Raw genomic sequence first — 20288 nt, forward strand, 5'->3', positions numbered from 1 at the left:
TCAGTATTCCTTGTTTCCCGGCGCAAGCACAGCCGTTTCAAACATTTGATTGAACTTCGCCTCAACCTCTTTCGCGAAGTCATCCTGCATTTCGTACACGTCGCCGAATTCGGCGAAGGCCCAGCGACCGTGGGCGCCGAGGTGGTTCACGCCGGGAATCCAATAGGTGTCCATGGTGGATTTCTTCTCCTTCGCATCTTCGCGCCGGTAACCCTTGATCTCAACGATCAGGTTCAGTGGATCCTCCTTGCCGCGACCATCGTCCACTCGGACGATGAAGTCAGGGATGTAGATGCGGTTGGCCGAGCCAAAGCGGTAAGGTACTTCCAGGCCGAGATTGTGGTTCTTGGTGTAGGTCAGCACCTTGGGATGCGATTCGGCGATGCGGCAGAATTCGCCTTCCCAGCCGCTGTCCAGAATCACCCAATTGACCTGGTTTTTCGGCTGGTTCTCCACGCCGAGGGTTTCCCAGCGTTCACTGCCCGGACGAGAAGTGTTGAAACGCACGTGCGCGGTGCTGCCGGTCGGGTTGAATGGATCGAGGATGGCCTTGACCTGCCGGCCCTTCTCCAGTTCCTTCGCGGTGATGCCCTTGGTGATGCGCTGGCAGGCCATATCTGCCAGTTCGCGGTACATCAACTGCGCCGGGTAGGTGCCACCCTTACATTCCAGGCACTGGTCCAGCCACTGGCGCACGATACGCTTGAGCTGCCCGAACAAGGCAATCGGTGCATCCTGGCCTAGATCACGCCAATGCTGGAACAGCAGATGCTTGGTCAACTCCATCAGTAGGGTGGACTGGCGCACGTCTCCTAGATGCTTGATATCCAGCTCCACCGCTTCGCCAATGATGCCGGCGTTGTGGGTTCTGGTCGCGCCGACCATGTCAGGCGTCAGGCTGAGGTGGTGATCGTCGTTGAATTCTGCTTCGAGTTGTTCTTCTGGCAGTTCGACGCGATAGCCTTGTACGCGCGGGAACCAGATTTCCAGATGATCGCGTTCCGGACGCAGTGCCTTGACTGTGATGGTTTCGCGGGGCTTGGGCGGCGTGACGACGACAGGCTCGGCTGTGAAGTCGAAGGGGATGCCGAATATGTCGGCGTACTCCACGTCGAAGAGACCTTGCTCGTTCAGCTCATAGGACTGGCGACGCAGGGCACGGCCAATCACCTGCTCGCACAGCAGCTGAGTACCAAAGGCACGCACGCCGAGGATGTGGGTAACTGTATTGGCATCCCAGCCTTCCGTGAGCATCGACACCGACACCACACAGCGGATTTGTTCACCCAAGCGACCCTGCTTGCCAACGGTGTTCATCACCTCGCGCAGCAATTCGCTGTCACTCAGGTTCTCAGCCTGGCGGCGATCGCCGGTGCGCTCGATGATTTCGCGCTTGAAGCGCTCTATCTCGTCGGCCGCCATCCCCCGGAAGTTATCGTCCAGCGCCTCGCCGGATTCGAGTTGCTCGCTGTCTATCAGCAGGGTGTTCGGACGTGCTAACGGACCGTGTTCATCATGGTTTCGGAACAATTCAAGCCTGCCGGGTACAGGCTTGATGAAGCCATTCTCATCCGTGCGCTCAAAACCGGAGATGTAATCAAACACCAATTTTGAAGTCGCTGTGTTGTTGCACACCACGATAAAGCACGGTGGCACTTGAATGCCTGCCTGCTTCCACGCTTCGTAGGTCTTGAGGTAGTGGCCGTACAGGGCTTCCAGTGCGGTCTGCAATTCCACCGGAATGGCCAATGGATCGAGCTGGGCGTTTTTGCCGCGCCCCTTCTTCGGCATCTTCTTGCCTATGTGCTTCCAGAGCTCACGATAGATGGGCATTTCCGCACCGGGAATGTTGTCGGCGACCGGCACGCGCGGCAACTTGACGATGCCGCATTCGATAGCGTCCATCAGCGAAAAATCGCTCATCGTCCACGGAAAGAGCGTGCCCTCCACATAGCCAGAGCCGGCCAGGAAGAAAGGCGTTGCTGACAGGTCCATCACCTGCTGCAGCCCCAGCTTGCGGTTGACCGCTTCTAGGCCAGAAATCCAAAGCCGAGCGGCTTCATTGTTGTCCTCGGCTTCCGCTTTCTGATCTTTATCGAGATCTTCGTCGTCCACAGCAGCGTGCGGCTTCTCCCGATAGCAATGGTGTGCCTCGTCGTTGATGGCAAGAATATTCTTCAGCCCCATCAATTCCGGCATGACTCGCTGGAGCATCTGTCCCTCGGTTTCCAGCGTTTCCAGCTCGCTGCCGGTACGGCCTTGCAACAGGCGGCGGCCGCCCTTGGACAGCTCCATGCGTTCACGTCGCTTGAAAGCGTGGTAATTGGTGATAACGATCTTGGCCTTGTCCAAATCGGCCAGCATGTCGCGTGGCACGATTTCGCGGTTGGCGTAGTAGCTGTCTGCATCATTGGGCAATAGCACACGCAAACGATCCTTGATGGTCAGGCCAGGAGCGACCAGCAAGAAACCACGGGTGAATTTCTTGCTCTGCGGATGCCGTACGGCATTAACCGTCTGCCAGGCAATGAGCATGGCCATGACCGTGGTCTTGCCTGCACCAGTCGCCAGCTTCAGCGCCAAACGCATCAAGCCGGGATTGGCATCAGTGCTGGCCTTTTTCAGGTGATCGAGGAAGCGCTCTCCGTTCTTTCCAAGCTGTGGAGCGACCTCGGTCAACCAGATGGCGGTCTCGGCCGCTTCTACTTGGCAAAAGAATGGGCGCACACCGGCGAACTTGTGGTTGCGCCAATGTTCCAGTAAGCGGGCTGTTTCAGGGGTGACGCGCCACTGCGCAGGTGGCAAGAGACGCCAAGCATCGACCTCGCGCCGCACCGAATTGATTAGCTCAGAGTGTCGGTAGCGCTGCCCGTCGTCAGCCAGGCTCTCAACTTCATCCAGCGCCAGGGTAGCCTGCTCGCCCTGGTGCCGACGTGGCTTTGGAATCGGACTAATGAAGCTGGATGCTCGGCGAGATTCGACTACTTGCTGTGTAGGTTGCCCCTTTTCGTCGAGCTCCCAGTGCAAAGACGGGTAACCGTATGGAGAATTGAGAATAGGCTGCTTGAAGAACTGGTCACTCACTATCTTTAACCCCTGATTTTGGCCCTGCCCGGGCATCGACTCTCACGCCAAGAGGTGGACGCAGGTGCCTACTCAATGATAGTCGTCTTCACGCTGATGCCTGACTGCCAAAACGGTGACGACCTGATTGCTTTCAACCTCAAACAGCAGCACATAACCGCTGGCACCGAAGCCGATCACCAGCTCCCGCAAGAACGGATCTGCCAACCCCGCCTTGCGGCAGCTCAGCGGCGCCAGTTCAAGCACGGTGACGCCATCGCCGATGGCCTGCAGCGCGCGCTCGGCAACGGTGAAGTCGCCTTCGGCGCGCTGTAGCAGCCAGTCGTAAAGCCGCGCGAAATCCTCGCGCGCTTCCTGAGTGAAGCGGACAGAAAATCCCACCTTGGCTTAGCCCAGGCGCGCCTTGTCCAGTTGGGCGTGCAGCCCGGCCAGGACATCCTTCGCGTCGATGTACCGGCCAGACGCCTTGGCGCTGTCACGCGAGGCCAGCCCGCGCGCAATGAAGGCTTCCTGCTGCTGCCGCTGCTGCACCTGGGCGCGCACGGAGTGCTCGACAAAGCTGGAAAGCGTCTCACCCTCCTGCAACACGGCTTCGGCCGCTTCGCGCAGCGCCGGGTCTACCCGGAGCGATGGAAGAGATGCGGATTTCATGGAAGGCCCAGTGCGTTGCAATTGCGATGCATCATCGCAAGCGGGCGCCGGTGCTTCAAGGTTTTCTTTGCAGACCTAAGCCGACGATGTCGCAGCTACGCTGATGCAATGGTGCGTAGGCGCTGAAGCACGACGCTTGCGCGCTCCGGTTCGGCGACCAATCCCGGCAACGCGTTCACAAAAGCCGGGTTATCCACTAGCCCCACAACACGTCGGCAACCCAATGCCGAAGGTCTACATGCTCCACGGCGAGCTCTTCCACCAGCTCGGCACGGCCATCGACGACGTTGAGCACGTCCTCCAGGTCGTGACTGGAAAGGAAGTCACTGTTGCCTCGGGTAGCAAAGGCTTCGAGCTTGGTCGCGACGAATGCTGCCGCTGTCACCAAGCGGATGGACAGGCGATCGCTCAAGGCCATCACTTGCGCCGTCTCTACAGTATGGGCGTACCAGCGATTGGAGAAGCCAAGCACGCCTTCATCCACTGGCATCAGGTCGAAGAGGACGCCCGATGCTTTGTGTACCCAGCGGCAGACAACGCCGCTCTCCATCTCGCGCGTGAAGCCCTGCGATTCCACACGCGCCTCAATACCGCGGAACCGAGACCAATCAAGTTTGACCACCGCATCGACGTCATAGGTGGCGCGGACGTTTTCAGCCAATGGATCCGACACCAGCAGGCCAACGACTGCCCCGCCAAGAAAGACTGCGTGTTCGCGAAGCTCGCCCAATGCATCCGCAATCACAAGCAGATGCGGCAGATTAGGATCATCAGGCCGCATCACCAATCCCCAGCAATTGCTTGAGATAGCTTGCTGCCAGCGCGCGCTCGCGGGCACGCCCGCTGCGCAGGGCATCCTGCAGCGCCAGCAGCGCATGCAAGGCAGGGTCGGCCATCGCAGCAGTGGGCACACCGTCTGACAACGGCGACAAGCTAGGGCCTTTGGCTGTGCCCTGCGCGCTTGGCCACACCGGTGCATCCCCTGGGGCGCTGGAAATGGCAATGGACAGTGGGGGCACGCCGAAGGCCGTAGGAATGCCACGCCTTAGCGGCCCGATGACGGCAGGAAAGGCATAGCGCACGCCGTGGACCGCAAACTCGTGCAAAGCCGTGCGCACCGTCTCCCACTCGCCCCGGCTTTTTTCAAGAGCCAAACCAGATGCCACCGCGCGCTTGACGCTGCGATGCACCTGAGAGGCGCTCATGCCCAGCGCTTCTCCCAGAGAGGCATAGGTCCAGGCTTGGCTCGCCTGGGCGACCTGCTTGTACAGCACCACCAGATCTTGAGGCTTGAGTTCCACGTTAGATGGTCTTTATTCCATATTCCGGAATATGGAATATCTTATGAAAGTCCAGACTTTGCAAGTCTGGCCAGGCTACTTGGTACCTGACGACAAACCGGGAGTTGTTGCTTGTGTGCCCGCGGAGATGCGTTGAGAACCCTCCCCGTTACCCGCTGTCTTGAAAACGTGAGCCGAATATTCCCGACAATCGGCTCATGCCGTGCGCCGAATGGGTCTGCGGCGCCCATTGAGCACGCACCTTCATCCGTTGTTGGACGGTGCGGACCAATGTCGATGCATCAGGGTGCGGACCCTGACCTGCCGAGCGTCCAGAACAAGACGCATCCGGCGCAATCGATGCCATTCCTGTCCCATCAGTGCCAATTTGCCTATAGTTCCCGCCGAACCCTGCAATGGACTGACCAATGCACATGATGTCATCCGGCCGGTGCCTGGCTCTTGCACTCGCCGTCGCTGTCACCGGCAGTGCCTGTGCACGGACGCCATCACCCGAACAAAAAAGGACTTCCCCCATGTCAGGCACCGTCACCACAGGCCGCACCATCAATGGGCACACCTATTCGGATGCCCCCGTCGATGTGAAGCTAGGGCCGAACACCTTCCGCATCCCCGCCAACTATCTGGACAGCCAGATTGCACCGTGGTCCATCGAGGTGGTGACGCTGGTCATCGAGTGGCCAGATATGACCCCCACCCCGCCCGGTGCGCGGGCGAACCCGCGCACGAATGATTTCCGCAAGGAGATCCATGCCTCGATGAATTATGTTGACCGTGTCCCCATCGAAGGATTGCTGGCACGTTATTCGTCTAACGAAGCGCTTACCGAGCCTGATTCGGTCGAACGGGGTGATCCCGTCGACAGACTCGATCTGCGTATTGCACAGCCTGAAACACTCGGATTGACGCCGTATGCCATCGATGAAGAAAAGATGGCGGTGTACGTTAAAGCGTACGAAGCCCACTATGGCAAGCCTCCAACGCGCAACCCTGCGTTTGAGGACGACTGGTACGTCGCGCGCGACTCCAGCGGCAATTTGACCACATTCATCAAGTGCGACAGCAAAAAATTCCGAGGAGATGGCGTTCGGCTGGAGGGATCTGAAGTAGTCCATGAAAAAGGTGCCGTCGCTGCAAGTTGCGTCCACTACTTCTCCGATATCGAAAACAAACTTTCCATCACTCTCAACTACAAGCGTGCATTCTTGAAGGACTGGAAACGCATGGAGGATGCAGTAAAAGAAGTACTGGCACGCACCAAAGTCAGGTGATCGGTCTACTGACAGGGAGTAAAATATGAGTGGATTGACTGGGCAAGATCTCAAGATCCTTACCAACTACGCGGATAAAGGCAATCGCGAGTTGTACTGGAACTATCTTTCGCAGCTGGATGGCGCGGACGGCTACGGTACGCTGGCGCTGGGCGTGGTGCGCAACGACAGCTTGCCCGGCCAAGTGGCCAACAGTTACGCGCAAGACTATGCCAGGACACAGCACGATACTGGCTCTCGTTTTGCCAACGCGGACTTGAGCGAGCGGCAGTGGGAGGATTTTGGACAGACACTGCTCAAGAAGGATCTTGAACTTCGGAAAATCTGGTTCCGTCAAGATCGTCCAGATCTGGCGCTGAACCTGCCCGGGGCCTCCGTCATGCTGGCGCACGACCAAGCCTTCCTGGACCATGAGCTCGACCCCAACTGCTGGACGCCTCGCGTCCTTCTGCAAGCGGCATTGGAAAAAAGCGGCCCCCAGAAGCTGGAACAGATCTGGACCAACATGCTCGACAATGAGTACGCCGGCGCCACCCGTATCAGCAACACGGGCTACGAGACCTTTGCGCAGATGGGAGTGGTGGACGGCAGCCAGTACCTGGCAAAGCTGGGGACGACCGAAGCGATCCAGATGCTGGAAGGCCGCTCCGCGGTCGATCCCAATGTGATCGGCAGCAACAGCTTCTATGCGATGTACTTCGAAAAAGAGCAGAAGTGGATGAATGTCAGCGCTGGCGGCGGGCATCCTTCCATGCGCGAAGAGACCAATCCCGGCCGTATCGCCGAACTCAACGATACACGCGCCGTGCGCCTGGAGCGGCAGCAGAAAGCCACGCAGTTCCACGAAGACGACCCGCACCGCTCCATCACCCGCAGCCCGTTAACCGCGTCGGTCGATGGCGTTCTAGACCCGAAACAGGCGCCCACCCAACTGGCCGATATTGGGCCTGACCACCGGGACTACGCGTTGCTGCAGCAGGTCCGCGCAGGCGTCAACGCCATCGATGCGCAAGCCGGGCGCACACCGGACGAGAACAGTGAGCGCCTCATCGCCAGCGTGATGACCCTCGCCCGCCAGAACAACCTGGACCGCGCCGATCACGTGGTGCTGAGCACACAGACAGCCGACAGCCCCGCCGGGCGTCACGTGTTTGTTGTGCAGGGCGAATTGAATAACCCCGCGTACCTGCGCGCTCACATGCCGACCGATGTCGCGGTGCAGACGCCGGTTGAGCAATCGCTGCAGCGGCTGGAAATTGCCAACACGGATCGCCAACAGGCATTAGTGCAAAGCCAGCAGCAGGAGATGGACAACCGGGTGCGTGAGGGTTCGGCAATGCGCATGGGGTGAGGCGCAGGGAATTGACCGCTCGGCCCTTGCCGACAACAGCGAGCACTTTCAGTAAGCACCGGCGCAGACAGTTGGGGACATCGCACTCCGTTTCGCTGCTTGTACCGCTGTCGCTCAGCAATTAGCTGGCGATAGTGCTGCAGGGTCTGTACTACGCGTCTATCGACGCCTTGTCCGGCTCACATAGTTCGCACGGGCTAATCGATCTTGGGATCAAACATCAACCCGTTGCCCACCTGCTCCAGGCATTGCAACGGCTGCCTGGGCAGCCGCAGCCAGTGCTTGGGTGGTTCGCCGTCGTGTTCGATGCTGCCCTGTGTGCGCCATGCGCGGCCGGTGAGGTAGTTGATGCTGAGCGCGTTGGTCTCGCCGGTGTTGCGCTGTACCGTTGAGCGCTCTTAGCCGATCAGGCGCAGGCAGCCGTCCTGGTAGCGGAAATTGAAGCTGGTCTCGCCCATTTGCCAGGAGCCCATCGAGGCAAACTGGCTCAGGGTGACGGTGACCGTACCGGCTGTGTTGATACCAACGCCGCCGCCTCCGGTGGTGCCGCTCTCGTCGAGAGACTCATCCTGATCAGTGGAGACGCGGCGTGGGATCAGGGCGTGATCCTGCGTCACCGTACGATAGCCACCAGCCGGGTCCATGAGCGCCGCGATGAGCATGCGTGGGTTGGTGTCCAGCGGTTCGGGCGTGCGCTCGTCAACCTGCAGCACGTTCGCCGCGTCGGTCATTTTCAATACCAGCACGACATCGTTACGGCCGTCGCGGTCCAGGTCACCTTGCAGCCGTTGCTCTACCCGCCACCCCGTAGGGACCAGACCTTCCACGGCGGCAGCATGTGCAGCGATCTGCGGGTAGCGCACCTGCGCAATAGTGCGTGCGCTGGCCGCTGTACACGTCAGCGTGCAGACAAGCGCAATGACGCGTGCGGTGTTGCACGCGACACGCGCCACAGAAAAGTGATCAGTTGAAACAACACGCATTGGCATCGTCCATGTAGCAGTGCGGCCATCTTGGCGAGCACCATCGTCAGTGGCAAATGCAGACACCACGCACTGATGTCAATGCGGAAGTCACGGGCTGGCACCTATCCGCTGGGTAGCAAACAGATGCCATGCACCGTGACGCAATTTCAACGCTTGCGTGCGGCCAACCACGCTTTGATCTGCGGCAGCGACGCCGCCCGCAGCTTCACCCGCGTCTGAATCGTATTGATGGCGTTGTCTGCGGTCTGCCGAGAGGTTGGCGCAATGTACGTGTCGGCGTAGGCCTTGATCTTGTTGGCTGTGGCGAGGTCGGCCGAATCCATCCCCAGGCTTGGGTAGTAGCGGGCACGCGAGGTGGAATCCACCAACATGTCTACTTGTGCGCGATGCGCCACCGCAAAGTCGAACGCCAACTCCGGGTGCCGGGAGGCGACCCGGTCGATCATGCTCGCACCGGTGGTGGCGCCTGGCTCCTCTGTCAGCGCCAGTTCCAACGCGCGCTTGGCCAGCGCCTGATCATCGGCCATGGAAAGAAAGTCGTAATAGGTGTCGCGCACCATCGATGAGGTCTCCTGCTTGGCCAACGCATGTAACGCATCCCAGGTAGCGGCATCGGCATTGAGGGCAACCGCACCGAGCACGCTGTCGCGCAGTTCGGGCGACAGCGACGCGGGGTTGGCCTGGAACCCGGCAAACCGCCGGCGCGCTTCGGCAATCACGGCCGCATCGCCCATGCCGCTGAGGCTGCCGATCAAGCGTGTGCGCAGTTGTTGGATCTGCGCCGAATCGTCATCACGATTGTCCCAGCCCAACGTTGCGAACTCCGCCGACAGGTGCGGCACGGCGTACGCGCGCCAGGCAGCGCGCGCAACCTGGTCACGCTCGAAGCTTCCATCCACACTGTCGTAGATGCTGGCCACCATGTCCCAGATATCCGGCGATGCGCCGACCTTTACCTGGGCCGCGAGATTCAGCAGGTCCGTCTCCGGTTGTACGCCCGCGCCGGCCAGTGCATTGGTGTCGTTCAACACGCCCAGCTGGTCCACCACCGGCAATGCGCTGAAGCCCGCGGCCAGCGCCTTGAACTGCATCGGTGCATACGCTGTGCGGAAATAGCCCTTTTGCCCGGCATTGACCACTACCGGCACCTTGCAGCCAGGCAACTGTACCTGTGCAGTGCCGTCCACCAGCACACGCACCTGTTTGCCATCACCGCCACGCAGCACAACTGGCACATGCCAGCGCAGCGGCTGCTTGTCGGGCCGATCCAGCGTGAACTCGCCCTGCTCCAGCGTGACCGTGGTCTGACCACCCACGCAACGGCTGCTGGCCTTGATCAACGGCACGCCCGGCTGCAGGGTGAAGTCGTGAGCCACCTGGATGAATTGCTTGCCGGGTGCCACCGTATCGATCTGCTGCCACAACTGGTCGGTCACCGCATTGCCGTACTGATGCTGCCGGATGTAGCTGCGCACGCCGGTACGCCAGGCATCCTCGCCAACGTAGTCTTCCAGCATGGCAATCACGGCCTCGCCCTTGGCGTAGGTGATACTGTCGAAGGCCTGGCTGGCCTGCTCCACGGTGGCCACGTGCTGCACCACCGGGTGGGTGGTGACATACGCATCGCGACGCATGGCCGCGCGACTTTTTTGCGCCGGGCCGGTCTTGTCGATATCCCATTCCGGATGCAATTTTGCCGTGGTGCGTGCTTCCATCCAGTTGGCAAAGCCTTCGTTGAGCCACAGGTCGTCCCACCACGCCATGGTCACCAGATTACCGAACCACTGGTGCGCGATCTCATGTGCTGCAACAGTGAACACGCCTTGTTTGGTACTGACGTTGGCCACCGCAGGATCGAGCAACAGCGTGTACTCGAAGGTAAAGATCGCGCCCCAGTTTTCCATGGCACTGAAGAACTGGCTGCGCCCTGGTGCGGCGATATTGTCCAGCTTGGGCAGCGGGTATTGGATGCCGAAGTAGTCGTTGTATTCGTGCAGCACATCACGGCCGGATTCCAGCGCAAACTGCGCCTGGCCTACCTTGCCCTTCTGCGCAATGACGCCGATCTCGGTACCGTTATCGGCCTTGACGGTGGCGCGCTCAAAGTCGCCCACGCTCACGAAGAGCAGGTAGGTCGACATCTTGGGCGAGGTCTGGAACGCCACGCGGGTGCGCCCGTTTGTACCCGGCTTGGACGAGGCGACCGGCATGTTGCTCACTGCCATCTGCCCGGCGGGCGCATTGATGACCAAATCGAAGGTGGCCTTGAAGTTGGGCTCGTCCCACGAGGGTACGAAGCGGCGCGCATCCGAGTTTTCAAACTGCGTGAACAGTGCGCGGCGCGCGCCTTGCGCAGTGGTGTAATCGAGTGCGAACAAGCCATTGGCCTGCGTGTTGATGGTGCCGCTGTAGGCCAGCGTCAGCACATATTTACCCGGCGCCAGTGGCTTGCCGGTGGCAATGCTGGCAGTCTGCGCATCCGCGTCGGTGGTGACAGTGGCCGTCACCGGCTTACGACCGGCTGCGGCCAGCGTGGCCTTGCCGAAGGTCAGCTGCGCGGCCTGCAGCACGATCGCATCGGTGGGCCCCAGCACCTCGACATCGATGCTGACCTTACCGTCGAAGGTCATCGTCTCGGCATGTGGGGTGATCTCGATCGCGTAGTGGCTGGGCCTGGCGGTACGCGGCAGCTGGGTGGTGATGGCCGATGCGGCGGATGTGGCCGCAGTGGGTACTGCAAATTCGGCAGCGTACACGCCGCTGGTCAGGGCGGTACCGGTCAGGACCAGGGCGATGGCGGTCACCAGGGGAAGACGCATGGCAGTTCTCGTAGGCGGAGGGAGGCGCATGTTGCGCGGTGCTAGCGATGATCCTCCGCTCACGCTCGCTCGCGCACCGCCAAAGGTCATGCCAATGCTCAGCAATCCTCAAATGAAAACGGCCCGGACAAGCCGGGCCGCTTTGGCAGTGCGATGGCGTCAGCCGATCAGGCGAACGGGTCCTGCAGCACCATGGTGTGGTCGCGATCCGGGCCGGTGGAGACGATCGAGATCGGGCAGCCGGCCAGTTCTTCCAGCGCGCGCAGGTAGGCGCGTGCGGCGACGGGCAACTTGTCCCACTCGGTGATGCCGTGGGTGTTTTCGGTCCAGCCCGGGAATTCCAGGTACACCGGCGTGCACTCTTCCCAGCCCTGCGCATCCAGCGGGGCGTATTCGGTGCGCTTGCCGCGGTATTCGTACGCGATGCAGACCTTGAGCTTTTCCATGCCGTCGAGCACGTCGAGCTTGGTGATGCACAGGCCGGAGATGCCGTTGATGGCCACCGCACGCTTGAGCGCGACGATATCCATCCAGCCGCAGCGACGCGGGCGGCCGGTGGAGGCGCCGTACTCGGCACCACGGTCGCGGATGCCCTGGCCCACTTCGTCATCCAGCTCGGTCGGGAACGGGCCGCCGCCAACGCGCGTTGCGTAGGCCTTGGCAATGCCCAGCACGTAGTCGATTGCATCCGCGCCCACGCCGGTGCCGGCCAGTGCGCCGCCCACAGTGGTGTTGGAGCTGGTCACGTACGGATAGGTGCCGTGGTCGATGTCCAGCAGTGCGCCCTGCGCGCCTTCGAACAGCACGCGCTTGCCCTGCTTGCGCAGGTCATGCAGGATGCCGGCCACATCCGACTTCATCGGCTGCACGTACTCGCCGAATGCCAGTGCTTCGTCGAAGGTCTTCTGGAAATCCACCGCTTCCACGCCCAGGTACTTGGTCAGCACGAAGTTGTGGTAATCCAGCGCGGTGCGCAGCAGTTCTTCCAGCTGCGCCGGGTAATGCAGGTCGGCAATGCGGATACCGCGGCGCGCCACCTTGTCTTCATATGCCGGGCCGATGCCGCGGCCGGTGGTGCCGATGGCCTTGCCGCCAGCAGCCTTCTCGCGGGCCTGATCCAGCGCGATGTGGTACGGCATGATCAGCGGCGCGGCCGGGCTGATCTTCAGGCGCGAACGCACTTCCACGCCGGCCGATTCCAGCTCGCCGATCTCCTTGATCAACGCGGCCGGGGAGATCACCACGCCATTGCCGATCAGGCACAGCGCGTCGTCGCGCAGGATGCCGGACGGGATCAGGTGCAGGACGGTCTTCTTCCCGTTGATGACCAAGGTGTGGCCGGCATTGTGGCCGCCCTGGAAACGCACAACGGCACCGATTTCCTCGGTAAGCAGATCGACGATCTTGCCTTTGCCTTCATCGCCCCACTGGGCACCGAGCACGACAACTGACTGACCCATGACGGGTGGACTCCTGAGTTTTGCTGCGGCCATCGGGGCCGCGGGATGGGACCGGCCAGGGCTGGCGGCGACACGTGCGCGCAGCTCCATCGGGGAGCGTTGCTGTGGCGCGGAGCCCTGACACGGAAAAAGCCGAACGGGGTGCTCTGATTGGAGCGTGCCCGGCCGGCTTTTGTGCATTATCCGGGTTTCGGGTGGCATGCACTACCCCTGGGGGGTGGCCGCTCCGCGATTGGTCAGATTGGGGCGCGCTGCGTGCCCGCCGGGTGCTTCAAACGCGCTGAGAGCCCCAGCGGACCAGCCCTGCTGGTGGGCCGCAATCGGCTGTTGCCGATCGCCGTCTCCCTGCCCGCTTCTGTCACAGCCGATGACGGGCTGCCCCCTCAGTGGCGCACGATCCACAGCGCGATCGCGCCCAGCACCAACGTGATGCCGCCAATGGCGCGCAGTTGAGGGGTAGGCAGGCTGAACAGTTGCTCGACCATGCGCTTCCAGGCGACGGGCACGGCAAACAGCAGCAGGCCTTCGATGACGGCGATCAGGCATAACGCGGACAGAAACTCTTGCATCACCAACACCATCGCAACCTGGGAGATGCAGTGTGCCCGACAAGTTCCGCGTCGTAGGAGCGCACCTGGGCGCGACGGGCATTCCCGGTAAGGTGATCGCGCCCGGGTGCGTTCCTCCGCTTGGCGCGCGCATGCCTGCTCGACAGTCAGAGGCATATACAACAACGCCCGCATGACGCGGGCGTTGTCGGTTCAAAGCAGATCGATCAACGATCGCTTCTGAGGTACTGCAGGAACGGGTCGTTCTTGTCGAGGACGATCACGCCGTTGCCGTCGGTCATGGAGCCGCGGTAAGCCTCCAGGCTGCGGTAGAACGCGTAGAACGACGGGTCCTTGGAGCCGGCCTGGCCGTAGATGCGGGCGGCTTCGGCATCACCTTCACCACGCAACTTCTGCGCATCGCGCTCGGCGTCGGCCACGATCACGGTGGATTCGCGGTCGGCCTGGGCGCGGATGGTCAGGGCCTGTTCTTCGCCTTCGGCGCGCAGCTTGCTGGCTTCCTGCTTGCGCTGGGCACGCATGCGCTCGTAGACGTCGGTGATCACCTGGCTGTCGGTGGGCAGGTCGATCTGCTTGATGCGCAGGTCGGTGATCTGCATCCCTAAGCCCTTGATCGCGGCGTTGATGCCCTTGAGCTGGTTGGCGATCAGTTCGCTGCGGTCGCCGGAGACCAGCTGCTGCAGCGTGCGCGAGTTGATCTGGTTGCGCAGCGAGTCGGTGATGATCGGGGCCAGGCGCGAGTTGGCCACCGATTCCTCACCACCGGTGGCGCGGTAGAACGCCCGCACATCGGAGATGTACCCGATGGCGAAGAAGTCCACGCTCACGTCTTTCTGCTCGGCGGTGAAATAACGCGCCGGGGCGGTGTCCAGCACCTGGAAGCGGCGATCGAACACGCGTACCGATTCCACCACCGGGATCTTGAAGTGCAGGCCGGGCTTGAGGTCGGCACGCACCACACGGCCCAGGTTGAGCACCATGGCGGTCTGGTCTTCGCGCACCACGAACACCGAGCCCATCAGGCCCAGCAACACGGCGACGATCAGGCCGATGACTAGCGAATTCTTCATTATTCGGTCCCCTCACGGCCGGTCGGACGCGGGCCGCGTTCCGGATTGCGAATGCCTTCGGCGCTGCCGCCATTGCCTTGCGGCGGATTCAACAGCACGTCCTGCGGCACCATCGACGGGATGCTGCCGTTACCCGTAGCCGTTCCGGCATTGCCGCTCTTGCCGGCATCGGCCGGCAACGGCACGTAGATGACCTGGCGGCCATCGCTGCCGATCACCTTGCGGTTTTCCGACAGCACCTTCTGCACGGTTTCCAGCCACAGCCGCTTGCGGGTGACGTCCGGCGCGCCGGCGTACTGCTCCTGCAGCAGGGTGAAACGGTCGGCGTCGCCCTCGGCCTTGGAAATCACGGCCTGCTTGTAGCCTTCGGCGCCGGTGCGGGTGCGGGCACCCTGGCCGCGCGCTTCGGGCACCACCTTGGCGGCGTAGGCCTGGGCTTCGTTGATCAGGCGCTCGCGCACCTGCTGGGCACCGTTGACCTCGTCGAAGGCCGGCTTCACTTCTTCCGGCGGACGCGCGTCGGGCAGGGTCACGCCAGTCACCGACAAGCCGGTGTTGTAGGCATTGAGCGCCGCCTGCAGGCGGTCCTTGGACGCAATGGCCAGCGGGCCGCGATTGTTGAGCACGGTGTTGAGGTCGGAGCGACCGACCTGCTCACGCACCGCACTCTGCGCAGCCTGCTCCAGCACCAGGTCCGCATTGCGCGAGCCGAACAGGTACTTGCGCGGGTCGCTGATCTGGTACTGCACGTTGAGCGAGACGTTGACGATGTTCTCGTCGCGCGTCAGCACCGGTACCTGGTTGCTGAAGGTCTTGATCTCGGTGGCGTTGACCTTGCGCACCGATTCGATCGGCCAGGGCAGCTTGAAGCTGGGGCCGGGCTGCAGGATCCGAGAGAACTGGCCAAAGCGCAGCACCACGCCACGCTGCTGCTCGCCAATGAGCTGGAAGCTGGAAAACAGCACCATCAGCACCACGGCGATCAGCACCCAGCGCCAGACGCCGCCGTCGAACAGCTCTTTCAACGGGGCGGGCAGATTGCCCCAGCCACCACCGTTGCCGCCCCCGCGCGGCCCCCAGGACCTGCGACGGTTGGGATCCGGGCCGTCTCCGCCCTTGTTGCCGGGTGTGTTCCAGGCCATGCACGCTCCATGATCAGGGGGCTGTGCGGGCCAGTCCCGCAGTGCCGCCGTGTTGTGATTTCGATGATTCTACTAGATGGGGCAGACCGGCCGTTTTGAAAGGGCCAGATTGGTGCGGCGTGGTTTAGCCGGCGGCGGATTGGGGGTGGGTGGTTGCGGGGGCCGGGCCGAGGCTGAGAAGGCGGGAAGCGAAGGCCGGGCCTGGTCTGGAACGTGGATGAGGAAGGCCACAGGGCGCCAGGTGCACCCGATAGGCGGGTTGGCCTTGATGGGCGGCGAGCGTACGGGACAGACCTGGTGGCCCGGTCTTGGCAGGCGACCACCCACCATCGCGCCGTGCACCCACAGCGGGCAGGCAGGACGAGAGGCGTGCTGATGCTGATGCTGATGCTGGGTTGGCGGGATGACTCCCATGGTCAGAGGACTTGGACCTGCTGCCCGGCATCTGAGCTCTGCCAGCGCCACCCTGCCCGCCGGCCCTCGACCACTGACAGGCTCGCACCTTGCTAATGCATCACAACGTCGAACACTGGTCATTCTGGTTGGCTATCTATCCGTCACTTCCAGCCGCGCGCGCTAAGTCACGACTTGTAACGCGCGCGGATCCGCCGAGCAGACACCGCGCATGCGCTAATTCGAGGAAAGGCTGCAGCAGCGCCGGCGCGATCGCAGGCCAGCGGCTTGTCATTCTGATTGGACGATCTGTCCGGTCACTTCCAGTAGCTCCCCGGAGGACTGCTTATGACGTGCCCAGACGCACCGAACGGATATCGCGCGTGCGCCTGTTTAAGGAAGCGCTGGCGCACTGCCGGGTGCGGTCACGCAGCCCGCAGCTCGTCTTTACTAATCGACCATCTATCGGGTCACATCCAGCAACTCACTCCAGAAGGACGGCGCATCGCGTGCCTGGACCCTAAAAGCGCCTATCTCCCGTGCGCCAAGCAAGAAAGGCTGGCGCACTGCAGGCGCGATCACGCCGCCGGCGGCTCGTCTTTCTGATTGAACACCCGCTCCATCACTTCCAGCAGCTCGTCCTCGGAGAACGGCTTGGTGATGTAGGCGCGCGCGCCCTGGCGCATGCCCCACATGCGGTCGGTGTCCTGGTCCTTGGTGGTCACCAGGATCACCGGGATGTGCTGGGTGGTGGGCTCGCGCTTGAGCGTGCGGGTGGCCTGGAAGCCGTTGAGGTTGGGCATGACCACGTCCATCAGCACCAGGTCCGGCAGTGCCGACTTGGCCGCTTCCACGCCGGCGGCGCCGTCGGTGGCGGTGATGGTTTCGTGCCCCAACTTCTCGACGATGCGCTGAATCCCCAGCAGCTGCGACGGCGAGTCGTCGACAATCAGAATACGTGCCATGTGTTTCCCCTAGTGTGCGCGGCGAGTGTAGTGCGCCGGCCGCGCTTTCGGTAGCTGGCCGTGGCGTTTGCGGGACCCGGAGGGCGTGGGTGCGCTGGGCGTTGGCGGCCCGAAGCACATAGCCCTGTCGAGGCGATAGCGAAGAACGCAGCGCATCAGGCCATCGACCGGGCGAAGCCACGACCGCGACGCGATTCGCGGCCGCCCACAACACCACGCCGGCAACCCGCACCACCGGCCCTGCAGCCGGGCAATGCAGCGCGCGCTGACACATCAGCACGCGCTGCATCACAACACCCACTGCGTCAGATCGATTCGCCGAAGGCCTTGGCCAGCGTCCGATACGCCTTCTTCTGCGCCTCGTCGGTGGGCGCCGGGGCCAGGATTTCCAGCTCCACGATCTGGTCGCCAGGGGTGGTGCCCGGCAGGCCGCGGCCGCGCAGGCGCAACTTGCGCCCGGCCTCGGAATCGGCCGGCACCTTCAGTTCCACCGCACCGCCCAGCGTGGGCACGCTGATGGTGGTGCCCAGCGCGGCCTGCCACGGCATCACCTGCAGCGTGTACAGGATGTTGCGCCCGTCCACTTCGAACTGCGGGTGCGCAGCGTATTCGATCTCCAGCAGCAGGTTGCCGCCGCCGTTGCCCTGCCCGCTCAGGCGAATCACCTGGCCGGGCTGGATGCCCTTGGGCACGCGCACGTCCAGCTGCTTGCCGGTAATGGTGATGCGCACGCTATCGCCGGAATACACCGCTTCCAGCGGCACCGCCAACTTGGCGCGGGTGTCGCCGCGGGTCTGTGCGCCCGGGCCGGCACCGGCACCCGGGCCGCGTGGGCGGCCGCCGCGCTGGCCGGCAAACAGGCTTTCGAAGAAATCGCTGAAGCCGCCGCCGGCGCCGCCGTTGCCGAACACTTCCTCATAGTCGAAGCCCTGCCCGCCATTGAAGTTGGGCGGGGTCTGGAACTCGTCGCCCGGGCGGTAGCCCTGCGCCTTGAGCTGGTCGTAGGCGGCGCGTTTTTGCGGGTCGCGCAATGCCTCGTAGGCTTCGTTGATCGCCTTGAACTTGTCTTCCGCGCCAGCCTCCTTGCTGACATCGGGGTGATATTTGCGCGCAAGCCGGCGGTAGGCGGTCTTGATTTCCGCCTCGCCAGCGCTCGGTTCGACGCCCAGCGTCGCGTAGTAATCCTTGAATTCCATCCATCACCTCTGAAAAAAGAGCGGCCCGCAGCCGAGGCCACGAGCCAGTCATTCGCAGCCGGGCGGGCGACCGCGCCTATTCTACGGCGCGGCCGTCGCCGGGGAGCGAAGCCGCACGGGCTCCGCTCCAGGTCCGCAGCGCTTACTGCACCGTGGTACCACCGCCGTCCTGGCCGCCACCGACCTGGATGCGGCGCGGCGTGGCCGCCGGGCGCTTGGGAATGCGGATTTCCAGCACCCCGTTACGGCCATCGGCGGTGATGCCGTCGGCATCGGCACTGTCGGGCAATGCGAAGCGGCGGTGGAAGCTGCCGTAGCGGCGCTCGATGCGCGAGAAGCGCTCGGTCTCGCTGCTGGACTCGCTCTTGCGCTCGCCCTTGATCGACAGGATGCCCTTGTCCATCTGCACCTCGATCTGGCTGGGGTCGATGCCCGGCAGGTCGGCATACAGCACGAACTGGTTGGCTTCTTCCTTGATGTCCACGCGCGGGACCCACTGCGCGGTGACAACCGCCGACTCGTCGGTATCGCCGCTTTGCTCGAAGAAGCGGTCGAACACTTGCTTGATCTCGTTCTGCAGGGCGTGGGTGGGCCACTGTGGGTAACGGACGATGTTCATGAAAGCCTCCAATGGTTGAGTGACGGGCGGGCCGCGCCGGTGCTCACCGGTGCAACCGGCCATGCGCGTCAGATAGGCGTGCGCGTGCGGATTTCAAGCGCGTTGACGCGCTTTTCCCCTTCGCCTTTCTAGACTTTGTTCAGCCACAGGAGCCCCACCCATGACCATCCAAGTTGGTGACCGTATTCCCGAGGTGGTGCTCAAGCACCTGCGCGAGGGCATCGAAGCGGTCGACACCCATACGCTGTTTGCCGGGCGCAAGGTGGTGCTGTTCGCGGTACCGGGCGCCTTCACGCCGACCTGCTCGGCCAAGCACCTGCCCGGCTACGTGGAGCACTTTGAAGCGTTCCGCAAACGCGGCATTGAGGTGCTGTGCACCGCGGTGAACGACCCCTTCGTGATGCAGGCCTGGGGCCGCAGCCAGCTGGTGCCCGACGGCCTGCACCTGGTGCCGGATGGCAACGCCGAACTGGCCCGCGCGCTGGGGCTGGAGATCGACGCCAGCGGCTCGGGCATGGGCCTGCGCTCGCGCCGCTACGCGCTGTACGCCGACGACGGCGTGGTGAAGGCGTTGTTCGTCGAAGAGCCAGGCGAGTTCAAGGTGTCTGCCGCTGACTACGTGCTGCAGCATCTCCCCGATTGATGCATTGATTCCCCCGTCCACACAGAAGGAACCCGGCCAGCCATGTCTACACAGCCAGCCAACACCCCCGCCACCGGTCTTACCGATACCGCCACCCTGCGCGCCCGCGCACGCCAGAGCATCGAAGACGGTGCCATCACCGAGAGCTACCACGCCGATCGCGAGACGGTGATCGAACTGCTCAACACTGCGCTTGCCACCGAATACGTGTGCACGCTGCGCTACTACCGCCACTACTTCATGGCCAAGGGCATGCTTGCCGACGCGGTGAAGGGCGAGTTCCTGGAGCACGCGCAGCAGGAACAGGCACACGCGCACAGGCTTGCCGAACGCATCGTGCAGCTTGGCGGCGAACCGGACCTCAATCCGGACACCCTGACCAAGCGCTCGCACGCCGAATACAAGGAAGGCACTGACCTGCGCGATATGGTGCGCGAGAACCTGATTGCCGAGCGCATCGCCATCGACAGCTACCGCGAGATGATCGACTTCATCGGCGACAAGGACACCACCACCAAGCGCATCCTGGAAAGCATCCTGGCCCAGGAAGAAGAGCACGCCGACGAATTCGCCGACATGCTGGAAGGCTGGATTGGCGAGTGAGTTTTGCCGCATCGGGCTAATGCGCCGATAGCGCGCTTCACGTGATGCAGAGACAAACAGGGCGCCTATGGCGCCCTGTTTTTTGGTCACGCATCGATGAACTTGTGGCCGGGCGTGGCTAACACGATGGGCAGCGCTTCTTGCATCGACCACACAGGCGACCCT

The 20288-nt window shown here is 62.6% G+C and carries 18 protein-coding genes; 4 read left to right on the plus strand and 14 right to left on the minus strand.

Annotated elements, in window-relative coordinates; all coding sequences use genetic code 11:
• From ACD584_RS20905 to ACD584_RS20925, 5 genes are all read right to left on the minus strand, one after another.
• Positions 1-3084 (minus strand): BPTD_3080 family restriction endonuclease, encoded by a 3084-nt coding sequence (locus ACD584_RS20905; protein ID WP_228438052.1) that lies wholly within the window; start codon positions 3082-3084, stop codon positions 1-3.
• Positions 3085-3156: 72 nt separating this feature from the next.
• On the minus strand, positions 3157-3465 hold the full coding sequence (locus ACD584_RS20910; protein ID WP_076036241.1) for a type II toxin-antitoxin system RelE/ParE family toxin: 309 nt from the start codon (positions 3463-3465) through the stop codon (positions 3157-3159).
• Between the two features lie 6 nt (positions 3466-3471).
• Entirely contained in the window at positions 3472-3735 is a 264-nt protein-coding gene (locus ACD584_RS20915) for a YlcI/YnfO family protein (protein ID WP_076036242.1), read from the minus strand.
• Between the two features lie 196 nt (positions 3736-3931).
• Positions 3932-4357: a hypothetical protein gene (locus ACD584_RS20920; RefSeq protein WP_175611811.1), complete on the minus strand. Its 426-nt coding sequence runs from the start codon at positions 4355-4357 to the stop codon at positions 3932-3934.
• A gap of 148 nt (positions 4358-4505) precedes the next feature.
• Positions 4506-5036, minus strand: a complete 531-nt coding sequence (locus ACD584_RS20925; protein WP_076036244.1) for a hypothetical protein — start codon at positions 5034-5036, stop codon at positions 4506-4508.
• Positions 5037-5443: 407 nt separating this feature from the next.
• Here ACD584_RS20925 and ACD584_RS20930 point away from each other — a divergent pair, with 407 nt between their 5' ends.
• Positions 5444-6307, plus strand: coding sequence for a hypothetical protein (locus ACD584_RS20930; protein ID WP_075286060.1), 864 nt, complete (start codon positions 5444-5446; stop codon positions 6305-6307).
• 25 nt (positions 6308-6332) lie between these two features.
• Positions 6333-7658 carry an XVIPCD domain-containing protein gene (locus tag ACD584_RS20935; protein ID WP_175611557.1) on the plus strand — a complete coding sequence of 442 codons (1326 nt, stop codon included), beginning with the start codon at positions 6333-6335 and terminating at the stop codon, positions 7656-7658.
• A 398-nt stretch (positions 7659-8056) separates the two neighbouring features.
• On the opposite strand, the gene ACD584_RS20940 is transcribed toward ACD584_RS20935, so the two are convergent.
• The 9 genes from ACD584_RS20940 to ACD584_RS20980 form a co-directional block, all read right to left on the minus strand.
• A complete protein-coding gene (locus ACD584_RS20940; protein ID WP_228438050.1) occupies positions 8057-8641 on the minus strand; it encodes a hypothetical protein in 585 nt (194 codons plus the stop codon).
• Positions 8642-8790: 149 nt separating this feature from the next.
• Positions 8791-11463: a M1 family metallopeptidase gene (locus ACD584_RS20945; protein ID WP_076036245.1), complete on the minus strand. Its 2673-nt coding sequence runs from the start codon at positions 11461-11463 to the stop codon at positions 8791-8793.
• Between the two features lie 167 nt (positions 11464-11630).
• Complete coding sequence (locus ACD584_RS20950) at positions 11631-12923, minus strand: adenylosuccinate synthase (RefSeq protein WP_011036253.1); 1293 nt, start codon at positions 12921-12923, stop codon at positions 11631-11633.
• A gap of 383 nt (positions 12924-13306) precedes the next feature.
• Positions 13307-13492, minus strand: a complete 186-nt coding sequence (locus ACD584_RS20955; RefSeq protein WP_076039416.1) for a DUF2065 family protein — start codon at positions 13490-13492, stop codon at positions 13307-13309.
• Between the two features lie 206 nt (positions 13493-13698).
• On the minus strand, positions 13699-14562 hold the full coding sequence (gene hflC, locus ACD584_RS20960; protein WP_011036251.1) for a protease modulator HflC: 864 nt from the start codon (positions 14560-14562) through the stop codon (positions 13699-13701).
• Positions 14562-15704: an FtsH protease activity modulator HflK gene (gene hflK, locus ACD584_RS20965; protein ID WP_014506921.1), complete on the minus strand. Its 1143-nt coding sequence runs from the start codon at positions 15702-15704 to the stop codon at positions 14562-14564. Before hflK ends, hflC begins: the two co-directional genes overlap by 1 nt.
• Before the next feature lie 971 nt (positions 15705-16675).
• Positions 16676-17062, minus strand: a complete 387-nt coding sequence (gene pilH, locus ACD584_RS20970; protein WP_011036249.1) for a twitching motility response regulator PilH — start codon at positions 17060-17062, stop codon at positions 16676-16678.
• A 305-nt stretch (positions 17063-17367) separates the two neighbouring features.
• A complete protein-coding gene (locus ACD584_RS20975; protein ID WP_014506919.1) occupies positions 17368-18258 on the minus strand; it encodes a DnaJ C-terminal domain-containing protein in 891 nt (296 codons plus the stop codon).
• 142 nt (positions 18259-18400) lie between these two features.
• A complete protein-coding gene (locus ACD584_RS20980) occupies positions 18401-18877 on the minus strand; it encodes an Hsp20/alpha crystallin family protein (RefSeq protein ID WP_011036247.1) in 477 nt (158 codons plus the stop codon).
• Positions 18878-19037: 160 nt separating this feature from the next.
• Between ACD584_RS20980 and ACD584_RS20985 the strand changes: the two genes are divergently transcribed.
• The gene (locus ACD584_RS20985) at positions 19038-19520 is read left to right on the plus strand and encodes a peroxiredoxin (protein ID WP_014506917.1); all 483 of its coding nucleotides are present in this window, start codon (positions 19038-19040) and stop codon (positions 19518-19520) included.
• A 42-nt stretch (positions 19521-19562) separates the two neighbouring features.
• Positions 19563-20123 carry a bacterioferritin gene (locus tag ACD584_RS20990; RefSeq protein ID WP_076036247.1) on the plus strand — a complete coding sequence of 187 codons (561 nt, stop codon included), beginning with the start codon at positions 19563-19565 and terminating at the stop codon, positions 20121-20123.
• Positions 20124-20288 lie beyond the last annotated feature (165 nt).

Origin of the sequence: Xanthomonas sp. NCPPB 2922, from assembly GCF_041520885.1 — a bacterium.
In the GTDB taxonomy this organism is placed as follows: domain Bacteria; phylum Pseudomonadota; class Gammaproteobacteria; order Xanthomonadales; family Xanthomonadaceae; genus Xanthomonas; species Xanthomonas campestris.